20 protein-coding genes are annotated in these 22,297 nt (G+C 73.0%); 9 read left to right on the top strand and 11 right to left on the bottom strand.

Going from position 1 to position 22,297, the window contains the following annotated elements:
- Positions 1-6: 6 nt before the first annotated feature.
- Positions 7-1,215: a glutathionylspermidine synthase family protein gene (locus tag AC4IJH_RS19060; RefSeq protein WP_490852958.1), complete on the bottom strand. Its 1,209-nt coding sequence runs from the start codon at positions 1,213-1,215 to the stop codon at positions 7-9.
- Positions 1,216-1,223: 8 nt separating this feature from the next.
- On the bottom strand, positions 1,224-1,631 hold the full coding sequence (locus AC4IJH_RS19055) for a hypothetical protein (protein WP_490852995.1): 408 nt from the start codon (positions 1,629-1,631) through the stop codon (positions 1,224-1,226).
- 126 nt (positions 1,632-1,757) lie between these two features.
- On the opposite strand from AC4IJH_RS19055, the gene AC4IJH_RS19050 reads away from it, so the two are divergent.
- Entirely contained in the window at positions 1,758-2,633 is an 876-nt protein-coding gene (locus tag AC4IJH_RS19050; protein ID WP_490852994.1) for a DMT family protein, read from the top strand.
- A gap of 428 nt (positions 2,634-3,061) precedes the next feature.
- Here the strand turns inward: AC4IJH_RS19050 and AC4IJH_RS19045 are convergent, their stop codons facing one another.
- Together AC4IJH_RS19045 and pdxR (AC4IJH_RS19040) are read right to left on the bottom strand one after the other, a co-directional pair.
- The gene (locus AC4IJH_RS19045; RefSeq protein WP_490852957.1) at positions 3,062-4,615 is read right to left on the bottom strand and encodes an MFS transporter; all 1,554 of its coding nucleotides are present in this window, start codon (positions 4,613-4,615) and stop codon (positions 3,062-3,064) included.
- A gap of 91 nt (positions 4,616-4,706) precedes the next feature.
- Positions 4,707-6,128: a MocR-like pyridoxine biosynthesis transcription factor PdxR gene (pdxR, locus tag AC4IJH_RS19040; RefSeq protein WP_490852956.1), complete on the bottom strand. Its 1,422-nt coding sequence runs from the start codon at positions 6,126-6,128 to the stop codon at positions 4,707-4,709.
- A gap of 47 nt (positions 6,129-6,175) precedes the next feature.
- Here pdxR (AC4IJH_RS19040) and AC4IJH_RS19035 point away from each other — a divergent pair, with 47 nt between their 5' ends.
- The 7 genes from AC4IJH_RS19035 (at position 6,176) to AC4IJH_RS19005 (ending at position 12,072) form a co-directional block, all read left to right on the top strand.
- Positions 6,176-6,661 (top strand): carboxymuconolactone decarboxylase family protein, encoded by a 486-nt coding sequence (locus AC4IJH_RS19035; protein WP_490852955.1) that lies wholly within the window; start codon positions 6,176-6,178, stop codon positions 6,659-6,661.
- A gap of 5 nt (positions 6,662-6,666) precedes the next feature.
- Positions 6,667-7,116: a carboxymuconolactone decarboxylase family protein gene (locus tag AC4IJH_RS19030; RefSeq protein WP_490852954.1), complete on the top strand. Its 450-nt coding sequence runs from the start codon at positions 6,667-6,669 to the stop codon at positions 7,114-7,116.
- Complete coding sequence (locus AC4IJH_RS19025) at positions 7,113-7,949, top strand: isocitrate lyase/PEP mutase family protein (protein ID WP_490852953.1); 837 nt, start codon at positions 7,113-7,115, stop codon at positions 7,947-7,949. Before AC4IJH_RS19030 ends, AC4IJH_RS19025 begins: the two co-directional genes overlap by 4 nt.
- A 259-nt stretch (positions 7,950-8,208) precedes the next feature.
- A complete protein-coding gene (locus AC4IJH_RS19020; RefSeq protein WP_490852952.1) occupies positions 8,209-8,412 on the top strand; it encodes a hypothetical protein in 204 nt (67 codons plus the stop codon).
- Positions 8,409-9,947: an L-lactate permease gene (locus AC4IJH_RS19015; protein ID WP_490852951.1), complete on the top strand. Its 1,539-nt coding sequence runs from the start codon at positions 8,409-8,411 to the stop codon at positions 9,945-9,947. Before AC4IJH_RS19020 ends, AC4IJH_RS19015 begins: the two co-directional genes overlap by 4 nt.
- 115 nt (positions 9,948-10,062) lie before the next feature.
- The gene (pdxR, locus tag AC4IJH_RS19010) at positions 10,063-11,508 is read left to right on the top strand and encodes a MocR-like pyridoxine biosynthesis transcription factor PdxR (RefSeq protein WP_490852950.1); all 1,446 of its coding nucleotides are present in this window, start codon (positions 10,063-10,065) and stop codon (positions 11,506-11,508) included.
- Positions 11,509-11,601: 93 nt separating this feature from the next.
- Entirely contained in the window at positions 11,602-12,072 is a 471-nt protein-coding gene (locus tag AC4IJH_RS19005) for a hypothetical protein (protein WP_490852949.1), read from the top strand.
- A gap of 91 nt (positions 12,073-12,163) precedes the next feature.
- Here the strand turns inward: AC4IJH_RS19005 and AC4IJH_RS19000 are convergent, their stop codons facing one another.
- Positions 12,164-13,339, bottom strand: coding sequence for a trypsin-like serine peptidase (locus AC4IJH_RS19000; RefSeq protein ID WP_490852948.1), 1,176 nt, complete (start codon positions 13,337-13,339; stop codon positions 12,164-12,166).
- A 225-nt stretch (positions 13,340-13,564) separates the two neighbouring features.
- Between AC4IJH_RS19000 and AC4IJH_RS18995 the strand changes: the two genes are divergently transcribed.
- A complete protein-coding gene (locus tag AC4IJH_RS18995) occupies positions 13,565-13,759 on the top strand; it encodes a hypothetical protein (protein WP_490852947.1) in 195 nt (64 codons plus the stop codon).
- A 37-nt stretch (positions 13,760-13,796) separates the two neighbouring features.
- On the opposite strand, the gene AC4IJH_RS18990 is transcribed toward AC4IJH_RS18995, so the two are convergent.
- The 6 genes from AC4IJH_RS18990 to AC4IJH_RS18965 form a co-directional block, all read right to left on the bottom strand.
- Entirely contained in the window at positions 13,797-14,498 is a 702-nt protein-coding gene (locus AC4IJH_RS18990; RefSeq protein WP_490852946.1) for a response regulator, read from the bottom strand.
- A 73-nt stretch (positions 14,499-14,571) separates the two neighbouring features.
- Positions 14,572-16,254, bottom strand: coding sequence for a sensor histidine kinase (locus AC4IJH_RS18985; protein ID WP_490852945.1), 1,683 nt, complete (start codon positions 16,252-16,254; stop codon positions 14,572-14,574).
- 131 nt (positions 16,255-16,385) lie between these two features.
- The gene (locus AC4IJH_RS18980; protein WP_490852944.1) at positions 16,386-17,390 is read right to left on the bottom strand and encodes an ABC transporter substrate-binding protein; all 1,005 of its coding nucleotides are present in this window, start codon (positions 17,388-17,390) and stop codon (positions 16,386-16,388) included.
- A 2-nt stretch (positions 17,391-17,392) separates the two neighbouring features.
- Positions 17,393-19,384 (bottom strand): ABC transporter permease, encoded by a 1,992-nt coding sequence (locus tag AC4IJH_RS18975; RefSeq protein ID WP_490852943.1) that lies wholly within the window; start codon positions 19,382-19,384, stop codon positions 17,393-17,395.
- A 286-nt stretch (positions 19,385-19,670) separates the two neighbouring features.
- On the bottom strand, positions 19,671-20,741 hold the full coding sequence (locus tag AC4IJH_RS18970) for a quaternary amine ABC transporter ATP-binding protein (RefSeq protein WP_490852942.1): 1,071 nt from the start codon (positions 20,739-20,741) through the stop codon (positions 19,671-19,673).
- Positions 20,741-22,282, bottom strand: coding sequence for a GMC family oxidoreductase (locus AC4IJH_RS18965; protein ID WP_490852941.1), 1,542 nt, complete (start codon positions 22,280-22,282; stop codon positions 20,741-20,743). The genes AC4IJH_RS18970 and AC4IJH_RS18965 overlap by 1 nt, the downstream gene beginning before the upstream one ends.
- Positions 22,283-22,297: the final 15 nt, after the last annotated feature.

Genomic DNA, 22,297 nt, shown 5'->3' with positions numbered 1-22,297 from the left:
GTACGGTCAGCGGATCACATGGGGCAGGAAGCGGGCGTACTCGTCCGTGACCGGCCCCGCCGACTCCCGGATGCCGAGCCCCGCCGCCTCGTCCTCGACGACCCACGCGCCGAGCACCACACGGTTGCCGTCGAAGTCGGGCAGCGGGGCCAACTCCTGGTAGCAGCAGGCCTCTTCGCGTGTGGCCGACGGCATCACTCCGTTGCCGACGGAGTCGCCGCCCGGCTGATGGAGCGTCACCCCGGCGCCCTCGCGCCCGAGCAGCGGCTTGGATACGTACCCGCTCGTGTGCGCCAGCTCGCGCGGCCCGTCCAGGTAGGCGGGCAGCAGGTTCGGGTGGCCGGGGTAGAGCTCCCAAAGGACGGCCAGCAGCGCCTTGTTGGACAGCAGCATCTTCCAGGCGGGCTCGATCCACAGCGTGGAGCCGGTGCCGCCGCCGTTGTCGAGAGTGTCCAGGACGTGCGGACCGAAGGCGTCCGTGGCCAGCCACTCCCACGGGTAGAGCTTGAAGCAGGCCCGTATGAAGCGCAGCCGCTGGTCCACGAAGCGGTGTGCGAGCCGGTCCCAGCCGATGTCCTCCATCGAGATGGCGACGGTCTCCAGGCCGGCCTGCTGCGCCGTCTCCTCCAGGTAGGCCACCGTCATAAGGTCCTCGCCCAGCTCGTCGCCCGCGGAGTGCGCGAAGTGCAGCGGGGCTCCCGGCGGCAGCAGCGCGGCCTGCTTCTTCCAGGCCGCCACCAGCCGCTCGTGCAGCGAGTTCCACTGGTCGGCGCCGGGGAAGCGGTCCTCCATCCAGAACCACTGCGGGCTCGCCGCCTCCACCAGGGAGGTGGGGGTGTCGGCGTTGTACTCCAGCATCTTGGCCGGGCCGCTGCCGTCGTAGCGCAGGTCGAACCGCCCGTACAGGGAGGGCAGTTCGTCCCTCCTGCGCCAGGACTCGGCGACCAGCTCCGCCAGGTGCGGGTCGGTCAGTCCGAGGTCGGCGAAGCGGCGCTGCTGGACGATGTGCTCGGCCGCCGCCAGGCACATCGTGTGCAGTTCCTCGACGACCTCCTCCAGTGCCTCGACCTCGGGCAGCGAGAAGGAGTAGTACGCGCTCTCGTCCCAGTACGGGCGCAGCGAGTCGTCCGGGTAGCGGGTCAGGGGGTAGATCAGGCCCTGCGCCTCGACGGTCTGCTGCCAGCCGGGGCGCGGGGTGATGGTGTGCCGCCGCATGGTGCCGCTCAGCCCCCGCTCGAACCGGAGCAGCCGAAGCCGCCGCGGTCCACGGCCTGGCTCTTGCTGAAGGTGCCGCGGTCGGCACGGCCGCCGCTGGTCTCGGAGCCGTAGTACCACTGCCCGTCGACGGACTTCCCGCCGCCCGCGCCGGCACCCTTGCCCGTGCCCTTGCCCTTCCCGTACGAGCCGCCGCTGCCGGTGCTCCCGCCGGTACCGGACGATCCCGAGCTCCCCGAGTTCCGGCACGCCTTGGCGTCCACCACCCGGTATCCCTTGACCACGTCGTAGCTGTTGCGGTCCACGCACCGCTTGTCCGGCTCGGAGCCGCAGGAGGTCAGGGCCGCCGCCAGCGCGCCCATCCCGCCCAGGATCACCGTGCTCGACCGCAGCCGTCGTCGCGCCTTCTCCGCCATGTACGTATCCCCCGTCACCGGCGTCACTCGTGTCACTTTCAACGGTGCAGCCTAGGTGTACGCCCCGGCACCGCGTGAAAGGGGTCCGGCCGCCGTACGCCTATGGTCGGATCTGTGATCCTCGGGATGGTTTGCGCGCTCGGCTCGGCGCTCTGCTTCGGCACCGCCTCCGTACTCCAGGCGGTCGCGACCCGCGCCACCGCGCCCGGCACCGGCTCCGGCGTCGACCCCGGCCTTGTGCTGCGCGCCCTGAAACAGTGGCGCTATCTGCTCGGCCTGGCCCTGGACGGCGCCGGTTTCCTGCTCGAACTGGCCGCGCTGCGCTCGCTGCCCATCTACGCGGTGGGCGCCGCCCTGGCCGCCAGCCTCGCCGTCACCGCCGTCGTCGCCACCCGCGTCCTGCACACCCGGCTCAGCCGCGTCGAGTGGGCGGCGGTGGCGCTGGTCTGCGGCGGCCTGGCCCTGCTGGGGCTGGCCTCGGGCGAAGAGGGGCACCGTACGGGGTCCCTGGCGCTGCGCCTGGCCACGCTGGGGGTGGCACTGGCCGTCCTCGCCTGCGGCGTACCGGCCGGGCGCCTGCCGGGGCGGGCGCGGGCGGCGGCGCTCGGCCTCGGCGCCGGCTGCGGCTTCGGGGTCGTGGAGGTCTCCGTACGCCTCATCGACAGCCTCTCCCTCCCCTCCCTGCTCACCAACCCCGCCACCTACGCGCTCCTCATCGGCGGCGGCTCCGCCTTCCTCCTGCTCACCTCCGCCCTCCAGCGCGGCTCGGTCACCACCGCCACCGCCGGCATGGTCATCGGCGAGACGCTCGGCCCGGCCCTGGTCGGCGTCGCCTGGCTCGGCGACCGCACCCGCGAGGGCCTCACGCCCCTGGCCGTCACCGGCTTCGCCCTGGCCGTCCTGGGCGCCCTGACCCTGACCCGCTTCGGCGAACCACCCGCCGCACCCACCGAGTCCTCCCCCACGCCCCCGGCACCTCCCGAACGGAACACCGCACCCTGACGCCCCGCGCCTCACACCTCCCTGTGGCCGGCGCCGTGCCCACCCCTGTGGGCCGTGCCTCACACCTCCCCGTCGACCACGGCGCGGGCGATCCCGCGCAGCGGTCCCGCGCCCGCGCCCGCGAGGTCGAAGGCTTGAAGTAGCCGTTGTCGTAAACGGGGTGTCGTCCGCGCCCGCGAGGTCGAAGGGGGCACGGCCCAGGCCGGGCGCGATCCGGGCCGGATGCGGTCCAGGCCAGACGCGGCCCAGGCCGGGCGCGCCCACCAAGTCGCCCGGACAGGCGGCCTGTCGGGGGCCGGCGCGCCGTAGGGCCGGTCGCATCGGGCACACAGGAAGCACCCCGCCCCCTTCGCGCAGGCCAGCGGGGTAACCGGTACGCGCGCGCCCCGACCGCCCGCGCCACCCCGCCCCACACCCGGACGCCCCCGTCACCCCACCCCCGTACCCGCCCCGCCCCTGCGGCGAAAGGCCGCCAGCACCAGCGCTCCGCAGACCACCGCGAGGGCCGTGCTCGTCAGGGAGACGGTTTCCAGGGCGGTGAGGAAGGCTCGGGAGGTGGTGTCCAGGAGGTGGGTGGCTGTGGCGGGCGGGAGGCCGGGGGCGGCCGAGGTGGCGGCGGCGATGCCCTCGCGGGCGGTGTGCAGGGCCTCGGCGGGCAGGGTGCCCGTGGGGGCGGGCAGGTTGGCGCGGTAGACGGCGGTGCCGATGCTGCCGAGGACGGCGATGCCCAGCGAGATGCCGAGGTCGCCGGTGACGGAGACGACGCTCGCGGCGTTGCCCGTGCGGTCGGGCGGGGCGGCGGCGGTGGCCGTGTCGGTGCCGAGCGCGAAGACGGGGCCGTACCCGATGGCCATGAGGGTGAAGGCGACGGCGACCAGGAGCGGGTCCGCGCCGGGGGTGAGGCGGGAGAGCGTCGCGAAGCCCGCGGCCATCATCACCAGGCCCGCCGCGATGACCCGGGCGCGGGGGAAGCGGCGTGCCAGCAGCGGTCCGAGCAGGGAGGCCAGCGCGCCGACGACGGCGCCGGGCAGCAGCCACAGACCGGCCTCGAACGGGCCGAGCCCGGCGACCGACTGGAGGTACTGGGCGATGAAGAACTGCATGCCGGCGTAGGTCAGGACGCAGGCCGTGACGGTGCCGACGGAGGTGGAGAAGGCCCGGTCGGAGAAGAGGCGCAGGTCCAACAGCGGTACGGGCAGCCGCCGTTGGCGCAGTACGAAGCAGGCGCCGAGGGCCAGTCCGGCCACCAGTACCAGGGCGGGCAGCGGCGTCACGCCCTCGGCGGTCAGCTTCTTCAGGCCGTACACCGCGCCCAGTACGGCACCGAGCGACAGCGCGACGCTGACCGCGTCCAGGCGGCCCGGGGCCGCCGCGCGGCTCTCCGGCAGCAGTACGGGCCCGAGCGCCGCCAGCAGCCCCATCACCGGCACCGCCACCAGGAACAGCGACCCCCACCACCAGTGCTCCAGCAGGAGCCCGCCCACCACGGGGCCGAGCGCCGCGCCGGTGGAGAATCCGGCGCTCCAGATGCTGATCGCCACGGCGCGCTGCCGCCCGTCGGGGAACATCCGGCGCAGCAGCGACAGCGTCGAGGGCATCAGGGTCGCCCCGGCCACGCCCAGCGCCGCGCGCGCCACGATGAGCATCGTCGCGCCGGCGGCGAACGCGGCCAGCGCCGAGACCACGGCGAAGGCCACCGCGCCGGTCAGCAGCAGCCGTCTGCGCCCGATCCGGTCCCCGAGGGTGCCCATGGCGATCAGCAGACCGGCCATCAGGAAGCTGTAGATGTCGATCATCCACAGGAGTTGGGTGCTGCTGGGGTGCAGGTCGGCGCTGATCCGGGGGACGGCCAGGTGCAGCATCGTCATGTCGAGGGAGAGGACGGCCGCGGGCAGGACGAGCAGTGCCAGCCCGGCCCACTGCCGTGCTCCGGCACGGGCAGGGGGCGCGGCGTCGGCTACGGATAACGGGGACGGGTCCATCCCCGCACCGTAAGAATTCCGGTGTCAACCGGGCCAAGCGATCAACGGCGAGTGCGTCACCTCTCGCGCGTGGCGCAGCACGTGCCCGCCGTCACTCCACCGCCTCCGGCAGCACCCGCAGCAGCGCGTCCAGCGCCCCCGAGAAGGCGTGCTCCGCCGGGGTGCCGTACCCCACGACCAGGGCGTCGCGGGCCGCGCCCGGCGCGTCGGGCGCGCGGAAGCGGGTCAGCGGGTCCAGGGCCAGGCCCTGCCACAGGGCGGCCTGCACGATGGACGGCGCGGTGCCGGGCGGGAGTTCGAGGACGGCGTGCAGCCCGGCGGCGATCCCGGAGACGTGCACGTGCGGGGCGTGCTCGGCCAGCGCGGCGACGAGCTGGTCGCGGCGCCGCCGGTAGCGCAGCCGCATACTGCGCACATGCCGGTCGTAGGCGCCCGAGGAGATGAACTCGGCGAGGGTGAGCTGGTCCAGGGCCCCCGAGGACCACTCGCCGGTGCTCTTGAGGGCGAGCAGCGGCTCGACGAGACGGTCCGGCAGCACCATCCACGCCAGGCGCAGCGCGGGGGCAAGACTCTTGCTGGCGGTGCCGAGGTAGACGACGTGGTCGGGGTCCAGTCCTTGAAGAGCTCCGACGGGCTGGCGGTCGTAGCGGAATTCCCCGTCGTAGTCGTCCTCCAGGATCACCCCGCCGCCGGCGCGCGCCCAGCTGACGACGGCGGCGCGCCGGTCGGGGTGCAGCGGCACGCCGGTGGGGAACTGGTGGGCGGGGGTGAGCAGTACGGCCCGTACGCCGCGCAGCTCCTCCAGCTTGCCGGTGTCCGCGCCGCGGTCGTCCACCGGCAGGGACACGGTACGCAGCCCGGCGCGCGCCGCGGCCTCCCGGTGGAACCACAGCCCGTAGGACTCGTTGGCCAGCTCCCGTACGCCGGACTGGCGCAGCAGCCGGCTCAGCAGCGCCAGACCCTGGATGAACCCGGCGCAGATCACGATGCGTTCGGGGTCGGCGCGCACGCCGCGGGCGCGGGCGAGGTAGTCGGCCAGGACGGTGCGCAGCTCGGGTCTGCCCATCGGACTGCCGTATCCGAAGGCGCTGTTGGGGGCGGCGGCCATGGCCCGGCGGGCGGCGGCCAGCCACGCCGAGCGGGGGAAGCCGGAGGCGTCGGGGGTGCCGGTGCTCAGGTCGTGCCGCGGGCCGGTGGCAACCTGCGGCGGGGTGGCGCGGCGGGCGGGCGGCGCGGTACGCGGCAGGGCGCGGCGGGCGACGCGGGTACCCGATCCCTGGCGGGCGCTGAGCCACCCTTCGGCGACGAGTTCGGCGTAGGCGTCGGCGACGGTGTTGCGGGCGATGCCGAGGTCGGCGGCGAGCGAGCGCGAGGAGGGCAGCCGGGTGTCGGGCGCGAGCCGTCCGGTGCGCACCGCCTCCCGCAGGGCATGCATCAGACCTGCGCGTACGCCCCCGGGACCGGACAGGTCCAGGTGCAGGTCCCGGCCGAAAGTGGCCCACGAATTCTCCATGAAAGTGGACCATACCCCTGAGCCATTATCGGCATAGTTTCTAGAGCATGACGACGAATGCGAACCCCGCCGGACACCCCGGCCACACCCACGGCCCCCGGATGAACCTCGCCCAGCAGGCCCCCGAGTTCTACAAGGCCATGATCGCGCTGGACACGGCGGCCAGGAAGGGCCTGGACCCGGCGCTGGTCGGACTGATCAAGATCCGCGGCTCGCAGCTCAACCACTGCGCCTTCTGCATCGACATGCACATCAAGGACGCCCTCAAGGAGGGCGAGACCCAGGCGCGGATCTACCTCCTCAACGCCTGGGAGGAGGCGGCGGGCTTCTACACCGAGAAGGAGCGGGCCGCCCTCGCCCTGACCGAGGCGATCACCGTACTGACCGACGGCTTCGTGCCGGACGCCGTCTACGAGCGCGCCGCCGCCCACTTCGACGACCAGGAGCTGTCCCAGGTCATCGCCCTGGCGACCACCATCAACGCCTGGAACCGCATCGGCGTGACCACCCGCCTGACCCCGGGCCGGGTGTGAGCGCGTTGACCGGGCGACTGGACTACTGGCCCAAGAATCCCGAGATCTACCGGGCCCTGTACGAACTCACCCGCGCCGCCAAGAAGGGCCTGGGCGACGACACCCTGGCCGAACTGGTCTTTCTGCGCGCCTCGTTCCTGAACAAGTGCGCCCCGTGCATCGTCATGCACACCGAGGCCCTGCGGGCGGCGGGCGTGAGCGAGCAGCGGATCAGCCTGGTCGGCGCCTGGGAGGAGGCCGCGGGCTTCTACACCGAGAAGGAGCGGGCCGCCCTCGCGCTGACCGAGGCGGTGACCGTGCTGACCGACGGCTTCGTGCCGGACGCGGTGTACGAGCGCGCCGCCGCGCAGTTCGGCGAGCGCGAACTGGCCCATCTCATCGGGGTGATCACGGCCATCAACTCCTGGAACCGCATCAATGTGGCGACCCGCAGGCCCCCGGGAGAGCACGCATGACGCTCACCCCGGACACCGCGCTGTCCGGCGCCGCGGCCCTGCGGGCGCTGCACCACGGCCGTACGGCGGGCGATCCGCTCGTCCTCCCCGGCCCGTGGGACGCGGCCAGCGCCCGGGCCTTCGCGGACGCGGGCTTTCCGGCCCTGGCCACCCCGAGCGCGGCGGTCGCGGCCTCCCTCGGGTACGAGGACGGCGCGACCCCGCCCGCCGAGATGTTCGCCGCGATCGCACGCATTACCCGGGCCGTGCCCGGCGTCCCCGTATCGGCCGACGTGGAGGCCGGATACGGCCTGTCGGCACGGGAGTTGGTGGAGCGGCTGGCCGAGAGCGGCGCCGTGGGCTGCAACCTGGAGGACACCGACCCGGACACCGGTCTCCTGAAGGACCCGCGGCGGCAGGCGGACTGGCTGGCCGAGGTGCGCGCCGAGGCGGGTGACGCGCTGGTGATCAACGCCCGGGTGGACGTCTTCCTGCACGGCGGCGGAGGCAACGAGGGCGGCGAGGGCGACGGGGGCGGCGAGGGCGACGGGGGCACCCTCGATGCCGTTGAGCGGGCCGTCGAGAGAGCCGTCGAGGAGGCCGTCGCGCGCGGCCGGGCGTACGCGGCGGCGGGCGCCGACTGCGTGTACCCGATCCTGGCTCCCCCGCACCTGCTGGGCGAGCTGGCGGCCGGCCTCGGCGTCCCGGTCAACGCCCTCGCCACCCGTGAGGGCCCGGGCCCGCGCGAGCTGGGCGAACTGGGCGCCTCCCGCATCACCTTCGGCCCCAACCTGCTCAGGCGGACGATGGAGGCGGCGCACGGCATCGCGGCGGATCTGCGGGGCGGGGCGTAGCGGGCGGAGCGTAACGGGCGGGGCGTGGCGAGCAAGGTGCAGCGGGCGGGGCGTGACGGGCAGGGCGTAACGGGCGGGGGCAGGGCGCACGGGCCCGGCGACCTGACTGAGTCACCGGGCTGCGGTTGGTCGTAAGGCGGGGATAAATGCACAGTGCGGTAGCCCGTTGTCCGCAGGAGGACCGGCCGTGGGGCGGGCACCCGCACCGCCCGCACGGCGTGAGCGCACCGGCCCTCCCTCCCGAGAAACCGAGGCCACCGTGAGCCACCGCCCCGACGCCCGTACCCTCGAAGTCACCGCTCCACAGGGCGCGTTGGACCTCTCCGCGTTCATCCGCGAGGTCGGTCTGCTGCGCAAGCACAAGACGCCCGACCCGGCGGACACCGGCGCGTTCCGGGCCACCGTGGGGCTGGTGGTGGGGCTGACCGAGCGCACCGATAAGCGCGGCGCTGCCGCCCGGTGAATGCCGCCCTGGCCACCCTGCCGGTCCTGGTGACGCTCGGCCTCCTCGGCTTCAGGGTGCGGGCCCTGTACGCGGGCCTGGCGGCGCTGGCCACCGCGGCACTGCTCACCGCGACGGCGTTCCGCACCCCGCCCACCCGCCTGATGTCCGCCCAACTGCAGATGCTGCCCACGGCAGTTGAGCTGTCCGCCATTCTCTTCGGCGGCCTGCTGCTCAGCGAGCTGATGAGCCGCACCGGCGCGCAGAACCGGCTCGGGGACCGGATCGGCGGCGCCGTCGGCTCGCCCGCCCGCGCGGTGCTGCTCGTCGTCCTCGGCGTGACGCCGTTCGCCGAGTCCCTGACCGGCTTCGGCATCGGCGTCATCGTGGCCATCCCGCTGCTGCGGCGCCTGGGCCTGCCCCCGGCGAAGGCGGCGGTGGTGGGCCTGCTGGGGCTGGTCACGGTGCCGTGGGGCTCCCTGGGTACGGGCAGCCTGGTCGCCGTACAGCTGGGCGGCGTGGACTTCCAGGACCTCGGCGTGCACTCGGCACTGCTCTCCGCCCCCATCTTCCTCATCGCCGGCGCGGCGGCACTGGTGATCACCTTCGGGCTGCGCGGGGCGGTGGCCTCCTGGCTCGAACTCCTGCTGTCCGTGGGCGCGTTGTGGGTCACCCTGTGGGCGGTCAACACCTTCCTCGGCGTACCGCTGGCCGGTGTGCTGGGCGGGCTCGCCGCCATCGTGGCGATGCTCCTGGGCGGACGGCGGCGCGGCACCCCGCGCACCGCCCGGCCGCGCGCCCCGATCGCCCGCCCACTGGCCCCGTACGGCTTCCTGGTCGCCGGGCTGCTGGCGGGGCGGGCGCTGCTGGAGGCGGCCGGAATCCGGGAGGGCTGGTGGACGGTGGTGGCCGGGCCCGCGGGCTGGCTGCTGCTGACCGCCGCGCTCACCCCGTGGCTGCTGGGCGCGGCCGCTTCGGTCCTGCCCGCGGCGCTGGGCACGGCGGTACGGCGCTGGTGGCAGGTGGCCCTGACCACCGTCCTGTTCCTGGCGCTGGGCGCACTGCTGACGGTAACGGGCATGAGCCGCGAGATCGCCCAGGCCGGTGCCGCGCTCGGGCCCGGCTATCTGCTGCTCGCGCCCTGGATCGGCGCCGTCGGCGGCTTCCTGGCGGGCTCCAACACCGGCGCCAACGCGATGTTCGCGGCCAGCCAGGCGGGTACGGCGCAGTTGCTGGGCTACTCGACGGTCCAGCTTGTCGCGGTGCAGAACGTGAGCGCCGCGCTGGCGTCGAGTGCGGCGTTGGCGCGTGTGGAGCTTGCCGTGCAGTTGGCGGAGCGGGCCGAGGGAGCGCGGCCGGTTCCTGCGTCCGTTCCGGCGCCGCGGGTTCCGGCCGGGGTCGGCGGGCGGAGTGCGGTGCCGGTTCCGCGTGAAGCCGGTGTCCGTGCGGCGGCGGCCGTTGCTCCGGTCGACTCTCATCGGGTGCTGCGGACGGTGTTGGCCGTGTATGCGCTGGGGTGTCTGATGCTGGGGGGTATTGCGCTGGTGGTGAGGTGAGTGGCCGGGCAGCTGCGGGCCGGTGGGGGCTGGTCGCGCAGTTCCCCGCGCCCCTAAAAATGCGCAGTTCCCCGCGCCCCTGATGTCCGAATGACCGGCGCTAGAGTCGCCTCTTATGGCGGAAGTAGAGGTCAACCAGTCCGGTTCCGTTGCCTGGGGCGGTAGGCCGGGGGTCGATCTGCATCTGGATCTCAGTGGGGGCGGTAGTCGTAGTGCGGTGCTGACGCGTGCGTTGCGGGAGGCGGTGCGTACGGGGCGGCTCGCGCCCGGTACTCGGCTGCCGCCCTATCGGTCGCTCGCCGCCGACCTCGGTATCGCCCGCAATACCGTCGCCGACGCCTATGCCGAACTCGTCGCCGAGGGCTGGCTCAGCGCCCGTCAGGGGTCGGGTACCCGCGTCGCCCAGCGCGCCGAGCCGCTCAAGCCGCCGCGCGCCCCCGCACACCGGCCCGCCGCGCCCCGGCCCGCCCACAACCTCCAGCAGGGGCAGCCGGACGCCGCCTCCTTCCCGCGCGCCGCCTGGCTGACCTCGGCCCGGCGTGCGCTGACCGCGGCCCCCAACGACGCCTTCGGGCCCGGCGATCCGCGCGGCAGGCCCGAGCTGCGGGCCGCCCTCACCGCCTACCTCGCGCGCGCCCGCGGCGTGCGCACCGAGCCCGAACGCATCGTCATCTGCTCGGGTTTCGCCCACGCCCTGCGCCTGCTGACCGGCGGCCCGGACCCCGTACTCCGCGGGCCCCTGGCCGTGGAGTCCTACGGCCTGCCCTTCCACCGCTCCATCCTGGAGTCCGCCACCGGCCCCACCGTCCCGCTCCCCCTGGACCAATCCGGCGCCCACACCGCCGAGTTGGCGGCCCTTCGCGGCGTACGGGCGGCCGTCCTGACCCCGGCCCACCAGTTCCCCACCGGCGGCCCGCTGCACCCCGACCGCCGCGCGGCCGCCGTCGACTGGGCGCGCTCGACGGGCGGTGTGGTCCTGGAGGACGACTACGACGGCGAGTTCCGCTACGACCGCCGGCCCGTCGGAGCCCTTCAAGGGCTGGACCCGGACCGCGTCATCTACGCCGGTTCGGTCAGCAAGAGCCTGTCCCCCGCGCTGCGGCTGGGCTGGATGGTGCTCCCGGACCCGCTCGTGGAGCGCGTACTGGCCGCCAAGGGCGAGCGCGAGGCGTGGGCGAGCGCCACCGATCAGCTCACCCTCGCCGACTTCATCGAGTGCGGCGCCTACGACCGCCACATCCGGCGCATGCGCCTGCACTACCGGCGCCGCCGCGACCGGCTGGTCGCGGCCTTGGCCGAACACGCCCCGCACATCACCGCCACCGGCATCGCCGCCGGCCTGCACGCCGTCCTCCAACTCCCGCCCGGCACCGAGGAATCCGCCCTCCGCGCCGCCCGCTGGCAGGGCATCTCCCTCGATCCCCTCTCCGCCTTCCGCCACCCCGGCTCCCCCGCCCCCACCCTCCACGGCCTGGTGGTCGGCTACGCCACCCCGCCCGACCACGCCTACGCCGCGGCCCTGGAGGCCCTGCTCCGCACCCTGCCCGCCCCACCGCAGTAGGCGGGGCCCACACCCCCATGGATCATGCGGAACCGGCGCTGATGAGGCCGGCAGAGGGGATATTCCAAGATTTAGTGCGCTGTGGGGGTTCACGTGAAGTTGTCTCGGGTTTCGACCGCTGTCGCGGCTGCCGCGATAGCACCTGCCGTCCTGTTCTCCGCTCCGGCGTTCGCCGCCGACGACGCCGCCTCGCCCGCCAAGGCGACCCCCGACGCGGCGCCGGACGCCCGGCCGGACGGCACCGCGAAGAAGCCCCTCTCGAAGGACGATGACGACGCCCGCGTCGCGGTCTCGCGCATCCTGGCGGACAAGAAGGGCGGCGACAGCGACGGCGACGCCGCCACCGGCGAGCAGCGCCGGCAGGGCGGCGGCGACCACGGCGCGGGCGGCAAGCCCGGCGTCGAGCCCGCCGTCGCGCCCGTCCAGGACACCGCCGCGCCGTCCGGGAACGCTGCCACCGGCGCCGGTGCCACCCCGTGGGCGCTCGGCGGGGCCGCTGCCGCCCTGACCGCCGGCGCGGGCCTGGTCATCGCCGCCCGCCGCCGCACCTCCACCGACAGCTGACACCACTCCCGCGCCCCATCAGGGGCGCGGGGGAACTGTGCGCCCAGCCGCAGCCGGCCCGCAGTCGACCGGCCGCGCGTACGGCGGAGCGTCAGCCCCGGCCGGCGAACTTCCGGCTGACCGCGTCGAAGACGCCCTTCGCCTCGCGGCCCAGGTGCGGCCCCGCCAGCCAGGTGTGGTTGGCCGAGGAGATCGAGCTGTTGGAGACCAGCACGGTCTGCCCGCCGCGCTGGGTGAGCCAGCCGCCGCCGGACGTACCGCCGGTCATGGTGCAGCCGATCCGGTTCATCGCCGGGGTGCCCTGCGCCATCGTCAGCCGGTTGGGCCGGTCCAGGCAGTTCATCATCCGCGCGCCGTCATAGGGCGCGCCCGCCGGGTAGCCGAACGCCTGCATCCCGTTGACCTGGTTGGGCTCGGGCGAGCCGAACCACACCGGTACGGCGGCACCCACCGTCTCCTCCAGCGACCGGCCCCGGCCGCCCTCCGGCTTCACGTGCAGCACCGCGAAGTCGTACGCGGAACCGGCGTTGCCCTCCTTCGTGCTGCCCATGTCGATCCACTGCCCGGAGGTGGTGATCCAGTCCGCCCACCACGTGCCGTACGGGGCGACCTCCTGGCGCGGCGCCCGCACGGCCTGCCGCATCGGCAGCCCGGCGTTGTTGTACGAGGGCACGAAGACGATGTTGCGCATCCAGCCGCCGCGCTTGCCCGCGTGCACACAGTGCCCCGCCGTCCACACCAGGTTGGAACGGCCCGGGTGCGCGGGGTCCTTGACGACCGTGCCCGAGCAGACCATCGGCCCCTCGGGGCTGTCGAAGAAGATCTTCCCGATGGGCGCCATGTTGCGGTTGTAGGGCCGCTTGACCTCGCGGGCCGGCACCGGGCGCGGGTCGGGGTCGGTGGCGCCGTAGCCCTGCCCCGCGCCGGTGCTCTGCACGGAGAGGTTCGGGGAGTCGGCCTTGGCCATCCGGTCCGGCTGCCACAGGTCCTTGATGACGGGGTTGGCGAACTCGGACGCCTTGCGGGACCACTTGTCCCAGTTCTTCCAGCCGCCCTCCTTCCACTTCCCCAAGTCGCCCCATTCCTTGGGGATTTCGGGAAGCTTGAGGTCGTCGCCGCCCCCGTTCTTCTTCTGTTCCGTGGAGGCCGCTGCGCTCGGCTGCGCCCCGGCGGCGTTCTCCTGGTCCGGGCCACAGCCGGTGGCGGTGACGGCGAGCAGTGCGGCCACCGCGGCGGCGGCCGCGGTGGATCGGCGTATGGAAGGCATGGAGCCTGGTCCCCCTGTTACGTACACGAGACGGCCGAGCAATTGTCATGACCTCGATCGAGACCGAGATCGCGACCTACTATGCCTGCCGCCGCCCGCACCGGGGGACGAGGGGTTGCCCGAGGCCTTGAGGGCACACCGGTGGCATCACCGGGCGGGCGCGGGGTACTCGCAGCGCCGAGCCGATCCGCTTCATCCGACACGGCCCGACACCCTGGAGGCGTCATGCCCGGACTGCTCGACCGCATCCTGCGCTACGCCCGCAGCCCGCAGGGGCAGCGGACCATCGCCGGCGCCCGCCGCTCCCACTCCGGCCGCACCCGCAGGTCCCACACGCACCGGCCCCACCGGTCCTACGGCGGCTCCGGGCGCGGCGGCCAGGCCCGCCGGCTGCTCGCCATGCTGCGCGGCCGCCACTGACCGAGCGCGCTCCGGCCCGGAGCCGACTACGAGCCGACTACGAAGCCAGCCCCGCCTGATGTGCCAGCAGCGCCGCCTGGACCCGGCTCTCCGTGCCGGTCTTCTCCAGGATCCGCCCGACGTGGGTCTTGACCGTGCCCAGGCCGATGTCCAGGCGGCGGCCGATCTCCAGGTTGGGCAGGCCCTCGCCGAGCATGGCCAGCACCTCCCGCTCGCGGTCGGTCAGGGCGGCGAGGCGCTCGCCGGGGCCCTCGGCCGGGGCGGAGCCGGCGCCGATGCGGGCGCCTCCGGTGAGCATCCGCTTGATGACGGTGGCGGTGACGCCCGGCGAGAGCACGGAGTCTCCGGCCGCCGCGGCCCGCACCGCGTTGATCAGTTCCTGCGGGCCCTCGTCCTTGAGCAGGAAGCCGGTGGCCCCCGCCGCCAGGGCGCGGGTGACGTTCTCCTCGTCACCGAAGGTCGTGAGCATGACGACCTGCGGCTTGGGGTCGAGCTGTACGAGCTGCTCGATCGCGGCCAGCCCGTCCAGCACGGGCATCCGGATGTCGACCAGCGCGACATCCACCGGCTGCTTCTGGGCGATCTCGACCGCCTCGGCGCCGTTGACGGCCTCGCCGACGACCTCGATGTCCTCGGCGTGACGCAGGATGAGGCGGACGCCGTGACGAATCATTTCCTCGTCGTCGGCGAGCAGGACTCGGATCTTGCCGGTGGGGGCGGCTGCGGATTCGGTGGTCATGGGGTTCTCCGGCGAGGTGGGGGACGGGGAACGGCCGCAGCGGTCGTGAGCGGCCCGCGCGTGCGGAAGACCGTCAGCCGACCTCTTCGTGCAGCGGTACGGAAAAGTTGGCGATATCGAGCAAAACGTTGTTGCGGAAACAGTAACGGGTGAGCTCGATCCGGCCGTCCCGGCCCCGGTCGCTCGTGTACGGGAAGTAGCACTGGGTGCCCGGCGGGCGCGGCGGCTCCTTGCCCGCAGCGGCGGCGCGCGCCAGGTCGCTCTCGAAGCTCGTCAGGCGCGACACCTGCTCGCGGCTCATGCCCACCCGTACGGTGGCCTCCTCGTTCACACTGCCCGCGATCGGCCGTGAGCTCTGCACCACCGCCAGCCCGAACAGCAGCATCGCCCCCACGCCCGCCAGCCCCAGCAGCCCGGTCGCGGCGCCGGACAGGGTCCGCAGCGGGGCGGGCAGCGCGCCGGACCTGCGGGTGGCCTCGGCCACCAGGTCGTCGGCGCGCACCGGACCCGACTCCGCGGCGGGCGCGGCGGACGGCGCGGGGCGGGCGGGTACGGAGGCCTCGACGAGGAAGCCGCCCGTACGGGTGGGCTCGGCGCGCAGCTCGCCGCCCAGCAGCCGGACCCGCTCGCGCAGCCCGTTCAGCCCGCGCCCGGTGCCCAGCCCCGTGGTGGCCTCCGGCGGCACGGGCGGCACCCCATTGCGGATCCGGACCCGTACCAGGTCCTCGGTGTGCGCCACGGTCAGCTCGACGGCGGCGCCGGTCGCGTACCGGTGCACATTGGTGAGGGACTCGCGCACGACCCGGTGCACGGCGCGCCGCACCCGCGGCTCCAGGGTGTCCAGGTCCGCGCCGTCCCAGGTGAGGGTGACGGGGATGCCCGCGGCCCGCGACTCCTCCGCCAGCGCCTCGATGTCGGAGCGGGTGCCGGTGGCGTCGGTGAGCGCGTCGGTGCCGGTGTTGCGCCCCAACGGGCCCAGTACGCCCAGGACTTCGCGCAGTTCGTTCATCGCGTCGCGGGTGGCCAGCCGTACCTGCGCGGCCTCCTCCTTCAGCTCGGGCGCCTGCGAGGCCAGCGCCATCTCCAGCCCGCCGGTGTGCAGGGAGATCAGACTGAGGCGGTGGCCGACCAGGTCGTGCATCTCGGCGGCGATACGGGAGCGCTCCTCCACCCGGGAGGCGTTGTCGGCCAGCTGCCGGGCCTCCTCGGCGGCGGCGGCCCGGTCGCGCAGCGCCAGCACCAGGCGCTCCTGCTGCCCCGCCGAGCTGCCGACCAGGCCGGGGATCAGTACGCCGACGGCGCCGACCACGGCTCCCATCGCGAAGCCGAACACCCACGTGCCGTAGTGGCTGCCGACCGTGCCGACGATGCCGGTCACCATCGGCAGCACGGCCGCACCGAGCAGGACGACACCGCGCTTGCGGGGGGTGTCGATGCGGCGGGCGGCGGCGTACGCGGCCATGGCGGTGAGCAGTCCGGCCATCGGCACGACGCCGGAGAGCGCGGCCAGCGCCAGCAGGGCGGCGATGGGAAAGCGCCGGCGCAGCAGCAGGATCAGCGCCGCCACGCAGAGCACGCCTGCCTTCACCAGGCTGGGCAGCGCGTTGAAGAATCCGGCGTCCCCGCCGCCGTAGCCCATGACCGCGAGGTAGAACAGCGCCACGAGCACCTCGACGCAGGCGACCGTCTTGGGAAATCTCACGGCCAGGCTCTTGTGGGTGGCGCGGCTGGGCGCGGACTGCGGCAGATAGGGCATGCCATCGATTATCAGCACGCCGGCGGCGCATTCTCTGCACCCTGAGTACGAGACGGCGCCGGGCCCGTCTGCCTAAAGCAATACGGGCCCGGCGCCGTCAGCGCGTCCTCACTCGGCGAGAAGCCGCGTCCTCACTTCTTGGGAAGCCACGCCTTCCAGACGTCCGGGTGCTTCTCGACCCACCGCTTGGCCGCCTCGTCTGCGGACAGCCGGTCGGCGGCGATCATCTCGGAGACCTCGTTCTGGTTCTCCTTGGACCACGTGAAGTTCTTCAGGAACTTCGCGGCATCGCTGCCGCTCTCGGCGAAGTCCGTGTTGAAGAATTTCTGCAGCGGAGTGGTCGGATAGGCACAGTCCACCGTGGTGGGATCCTCGGCGCCCTTGGCCGCGCATTCCTCCGTGTGCTCGGGGAGTTTGACCTCCACCATCGGCACCTGGTTGAAGAGCCACTGCGGCTCGTACCAGTACGTCAGGAACGGCTTCTTGGACTTGGCGAACTGCTGGATCTGGGTGATCTGCGCCGCCTCGGACCCGGCGAAGACGACCTCGAAGTCCAGGTCGAGATTCTTCACCAGCGCCTTGTCATTGGTGACGTAGGACGGCGAGCCGTCCATCAGCTGGCCCTTGCTGCCGCTCTCGGGCGTGCGCAGCTGGTCGGCGTACTTGTTGAGGTTCTTCCAGTCGGTGACGTCCGGGTGGGCGTCGGCCCAGTACTTGGGGACGAACCAGCCGATGTGGCCGGTGACGCCGTTGCCGCCGCCCGCCGTGATCGTCTTCTTGTCCTTGATGTACCGCTGTTCCTGGTCGGGGTGGCCCCAGTCCTCCAGGATGGCGTCCACCCGGCCCTGGCTGAGCGCGTCCCAGGCGGGGATCTCGTCCACCTGGACGGTGTCCACGCGGTACCCCAGCTCGTGCTCCAGGAGGTACTTGGCGACCCCGACGTTGGCCTGGGCGCCCACCCAGGTCTGTACGGACAGCGTGACGGACTTGGTGCCCTTGGCCGCCGCGAACGGCGAGGCCTGCTTGGTCATGTCCGCCTTGCCGCAGCCGGACAGCGCCAGCAGCGTGGCCCCGGCGAGCACAAAGGCACCGGCCGCCTTCAGGGACGTACGCGTGCGCATACGGGTACGGGACATGGTCAGGCCCCCTTCCCCGCCGTACGGCGCTCGGTGGGCTGCGTCACCCGGTCCAGCATCAGACCCAGGCACACGATGGCCACGCCCGCGACCAGCCCGAGCGCCAGATCGCCGGTCGCCAGACCGGTGACGACGTCGTAGCCGAGCGCGCCGCCGCCCACCAGGCCGCCGATGATGACGACCGCGAGGACCAGGACCACGCCCTGGTTGACGGCCAGCAGCAACGCGGGCCGGGCGAGCGGGATTTGGACCTGGCGCAGGGTCTGCCAGCGGGTGGCGCCCAGCGAGCGGGCGGACTCCATGGCGGCCGGGTCGACCTGCCGCAGGCCCTGGGTGGTGATGCGGATGACGGCGGGCAGCGCGTAGACGACCGCGGCGGCGGCAGCCGGGGCGCGGCCGACGCCGAAGAGCGCGACCACCGGGATCAGGTACACGAACTGCGGCATGGTCTGGCACACGTCCAGCACCGGCCGCAGGATCTTCTCCATGCGCTCGCTGCCCGCGGCCAGCACGCCGATGCCGAAGCCCAGCACCAGCGTCACCGCGAGCGCGGCGAGCACCTGGGACAGGGTGTTCATCGACGGCTTCCACACGCCGAGCACGCCGATGGCGGCCATGGCCAGGGTCGCGGTCAGGGCGGTGCGCCAGGTGCCGATCAGCCACGCCAGCGCGGCGACGATCAGCAGCACGCCCCACCAGGGCAGGGCGGTCAGGCCGTCGCGCAGCGGGTCCAGGACCCAGGAGGTGAAGTGCGCGGCCCAGTCGGCGGTGCCGCCGATGACGGGGATGCCGGAGTAGAGGTGGTCCACCATCCACTCCTTGAAGTCGTTGACCGGGCCCGCGATGGCCACCGTCCAGCCGGAGGGCCAGACCGTGGACCCTGCCAGCCGCGCCGCGGCGGCGATGACCGCGGTCAGCACGCCGATGCCCGCCCAGGCGCGCCACCCGGCGAGCCAGGACGGCCCGCCGCGGCCCGCGTCCGAGCCCAGCCGCTCACCGGCGGCCGCGGTCGTACGGTCCATGACGATGGCCAGCAGCACGATCGGTACGGCGGCGGCGAGCGCGGCACCCACGTCCACCGAGGCCAGCGCCTGGTAGACGCGGTCGCCCAGACCCGCGGCGCCGATCATCGAGGCGATCACGGCCATCGACAGCGCCATCATGATCGTCTGGTTGAGCCCGAGCAGCAGCTCCTTGCGGGCCAGCGGCAGGCGGGCGGTCAGCAGCCGCTGCCGTCCGGTGGCGCCGAGCGAGCTGACGGCCTCCAGTACGCCCTGGTCGGCGCCGCGCAGCCCGAGCGCGGTCAGCCGCGCCATCGGCGGAGCCGCGTACACGACGGTGGCCAGCAGCGCGGCCGGCACACCGATGCCGAAGACGAGCACGACCGGCAGCAGATACGCGAAGGCGGGCAGCACCTGCATGGTGTCCAGCACGGGCCGCATCATCCGGAACATCCGGTCCGAGAGCCCGCCCGCCAGACCGAGCAGCGCGCCCACGACGACCGAGGCGAGCACCGCCACGATCATCAGCGCGAGGGTCTGCATGGCGGGCACCCACATGCCCAGCAGCCCGGTGACCGCGAAGGAGACCAGCGCGGTCACGGCCACCCGCACCCCGGCGGCCCGCCAGGCGATCAGGGTGACGGCCGCGGTGACACCGGTCCAGCCGAGCGCGAGCAGCAGCAGATACACGCCGCGTACGGACACGACCACGGCGTTGGACAGATGCCCCAGGAAGTACACGAACAGCGGGTGGCTGTCCCGGTTGTCGATGATCCAGTCACTGGCACTCCCCAGCGGCTTGGACAGATCGACGGTCAGCTCGCCGGGCCACAGCCCGCTCTCCCACTTGGCGTGCGCCAGCGGTACGAGAACGGCGGCGGCGACGATCAGCAGCGCGACCTTGCTGAGCGCACGATGCCGGGTCAGCACGCTCAGCGGATTACCTGCGCCGCGCGCCACAGAGGCACCGGCGCTGGGGGTGGCGACCGTCATGCCCGCCCCCGCTTGACCGTGCCCGAAGGCACATTCATCGCCGCGGCCCGCTGAGCGTTGCTCCAGTGCCGCATGGCCATAGCGGACAGCGCGCTACGAAGCGCACCCATCCACCCCGTCTGTGGGCAGGCGTTCCGCTTGGCGAGGGGGGCACCTCCCGTGCCCTTGGGGCTACGGGGGAGGGCGGGCACAACCGACCACCGGACCGCGGAGGAACGACGAGTCCGCTCAGCGTGCAGCTGCGCAGCCCGCGCACCGGCAGCCTGACGATAAGGAGAGGCGTACATCAGGCAGCCACCTTCCCCTCGTCCAGTCGCGCAACGACATTCAGCAGACACTCGTGGTCGACGACGCCGAGACACCGCCCCTCGTCGACAACACGGGCCGCCCCGCCGGTGCGCGCAACGGCCTCGATCGCGTCGGCGACAAGGGTGTCGGGGGCAAGCGCTGCCCCCCGGTCCGCCTCGCCGTCCTGGGCGGGCCGCATGGCCGTCCGCACCGTGAGCACCTGCTCCCGCGGCACATCGCGCACAAAGTCGCGCACGTACTCGTCGGCGGGCGCCCCGACGATCTCCTCGGGCGTGCCGAGCTGAACGACCCGCCCGTCCCGCATCAGCGCGATCCGGTCGCCCAGCCGCAGTGCCTCCGAGAGGTCGTGCGTGATGAAGACCATCGTCCGCCCCTCCTCGCGGTGCAGGCGGACGACCTCCTCCTGCATGTCGCGCCGGATCAGCGGGTCGAGCGCGCTGAACGGCTCGTCGAACAGCAGGACTTCGGGGTCCACGGCCAGCGCGCGGGCGAGACCCACACGCTGCTGCTGACCGCCGGAGAGCTGGCCGGGCCGGCGCTGTTCCAGCCCGGCCAGCCCCACCTTCTCCACGAACTTCATGGCGGTGGCGCGCCGTTCGGCCCGTCCCACGCCCTGGATCTCCAGGCCGTACGCCACGTTGTCCAGCACGCTGCGGTGCGGCAGCAGCCCGAAGTGCTGGAAGACCATGGCCGCCCGGTGCCGGCGCAGTTCGCGCAGCGAGGTGCGGTCCATGCCGCGCACGTCCTCGCCGTCCATCTCCAGCACGCCGCTGGTCGGCTCGATGAGCCGGGTCAGGCAGCGTACGAGGGTGGACTTGCCCGAGCCGGACAGGCCCATGACGACGAAGACCTCGCCCTTGCGGACGTCGAAGGAGACATCGCGGACCGCGGCGGTGCACCCGGCCTGCTCCCGCAGTTCCTGCGGGGACAGCTCGGCCAGTGAACTCCCGGGCACCTGCTCGGCCTTGGGCCCGAAGACCTTCCAGAGGTTGCGTACGGAGAATACGGCGTCGGTGGACGCCGAGGCGGTAGCGGCAGCGTCAGTCATTACGCATCACCGTCCTTGTCCGGGGACAAGGAGAGCAGTTCGGCGCACTTCTCCCCCACCATCAGCACGCCGATCATCGGGTTGACCGCGGGCATCGTCGGGAAGACGGAGGCGTCCGCGATACGGATTCCCTCCAGGCCGCGGATCTTCAACTCCGGGTCCACGACGGCCAGTCGGTCACCGGCCGCGCCCATCTTGCAGGTACCGGCCGGGTGGTAGACGGTGTGTGCCGCCTTGCGCACCAGCTCGCTGATCTCCTCGTCCGAGGTGACCTCGGGGCCGGGGAAGACCTCGCGCTTGAGCCACTTGGCGAACGGCTCGGCCTGCGCGACCTTGCGCGCCAGCTTGATGCCGTCGACGAGGGTCTTGCCGTCGTAGTCGCCCTCGTCCTCGAAGTACTTGAAGTCCAGCGCGGGCTTGACCTCGGGGTCGGCCGAGGTGAGGTAAAGACGGCCGCGCGCACGGGACTTGGGGATGTTCGGCGTCATCGAGACGCCGTGCTCGGGCCGCTCGTAGCCCAGGCGCTCCGGGTTGTCCGTGAACGGGATCTGGTAGAAGTGGAACATCAGGTCCGGGCCCTTGTGGTCCGGGTCCCGCTTGACGAACAGACCCGCGTCGGAGTCCATCGCGGAGTTGTCGGGGATGGGCCCGTTGGTCTCCCAGACGATGACCGACTCGGGGTGGTCGATCAGGTTCTCGCCGACGCCCGGCAGGTCGTGCACGACCGGGATGCCCAGCGCCTCCAGGTCGGCCTTCGGCCCGATGCCCGAGTGCATCAGCAGCCGCGGGGTGTCCACCGCGCCGGCGCAGACCAGCACCTCGCGCGCGGCCTCGACGTACACCTCTTCGCCGTCCTTGGTACGGACGTGGACGCCGCGCGCCCGGGTGCCCTCAAGCTCCAGCTTGTGCGCCCAGGTCTCCAGCATCAGCGTGAGGTTGGGCCGGTCACCGGCCTCCATGTGGGGGTGGAGGTAGGCGACCGAGGCGGAGGAGCGCTTGTTGTTCTCGGGGTGGTAGGAGAGGTCGAAGAAGCCGACGCCCTCCTCGAAGGGCTTGTCGTTGAAGCCGACGACCTCGGGCACGCCGAGCGCGGTCTTGGCGGCCTCGACCCAGTCGGTGGCTATCTGGTTCTGGTCCTTCTTGGCCACCCGCACGATGTTGTTGCGCAGCTTGCCGAAGTAGGGGTCCATGGCCTTGGCGCCCCAGCCGGCGGCGCCGGCCTCTTCCCACTCGTCCCAGTCGGAGGGCAGCGGCTTGAAGGAGATCAGGGTGTTGTGCGAGGAGCACCCGCCCAGCACCTTGGCGCGGCTGTGCAGGATGTGCGAGTTGCCGCGCGGCTGCTCGGTGGTCGTGTACTCGTAGTCCAGCTCGCCGCCGAGCAGGCCGAGCCACTTGCGCAGCGTCAGCACCTCCTCGCGGTCGATGTCGGACGGGCCGCCCTCGATGACGGCCACGGTGACGTTCGGGTCCTCGGTGAGGCGCGAGGCGATCACGGATCCGGCGGTGCCGCCGCCGACGACGACGTAGTCGTACACAGGCATGGGGGGTGCTCCTTA

The sequence above is a fragment of the Streptomyces sp. UF-297 genome (assembly GCF_058245575.1).
This window is presented reverse-complemented; position numbering and strand designations above follow the sequence as displayed.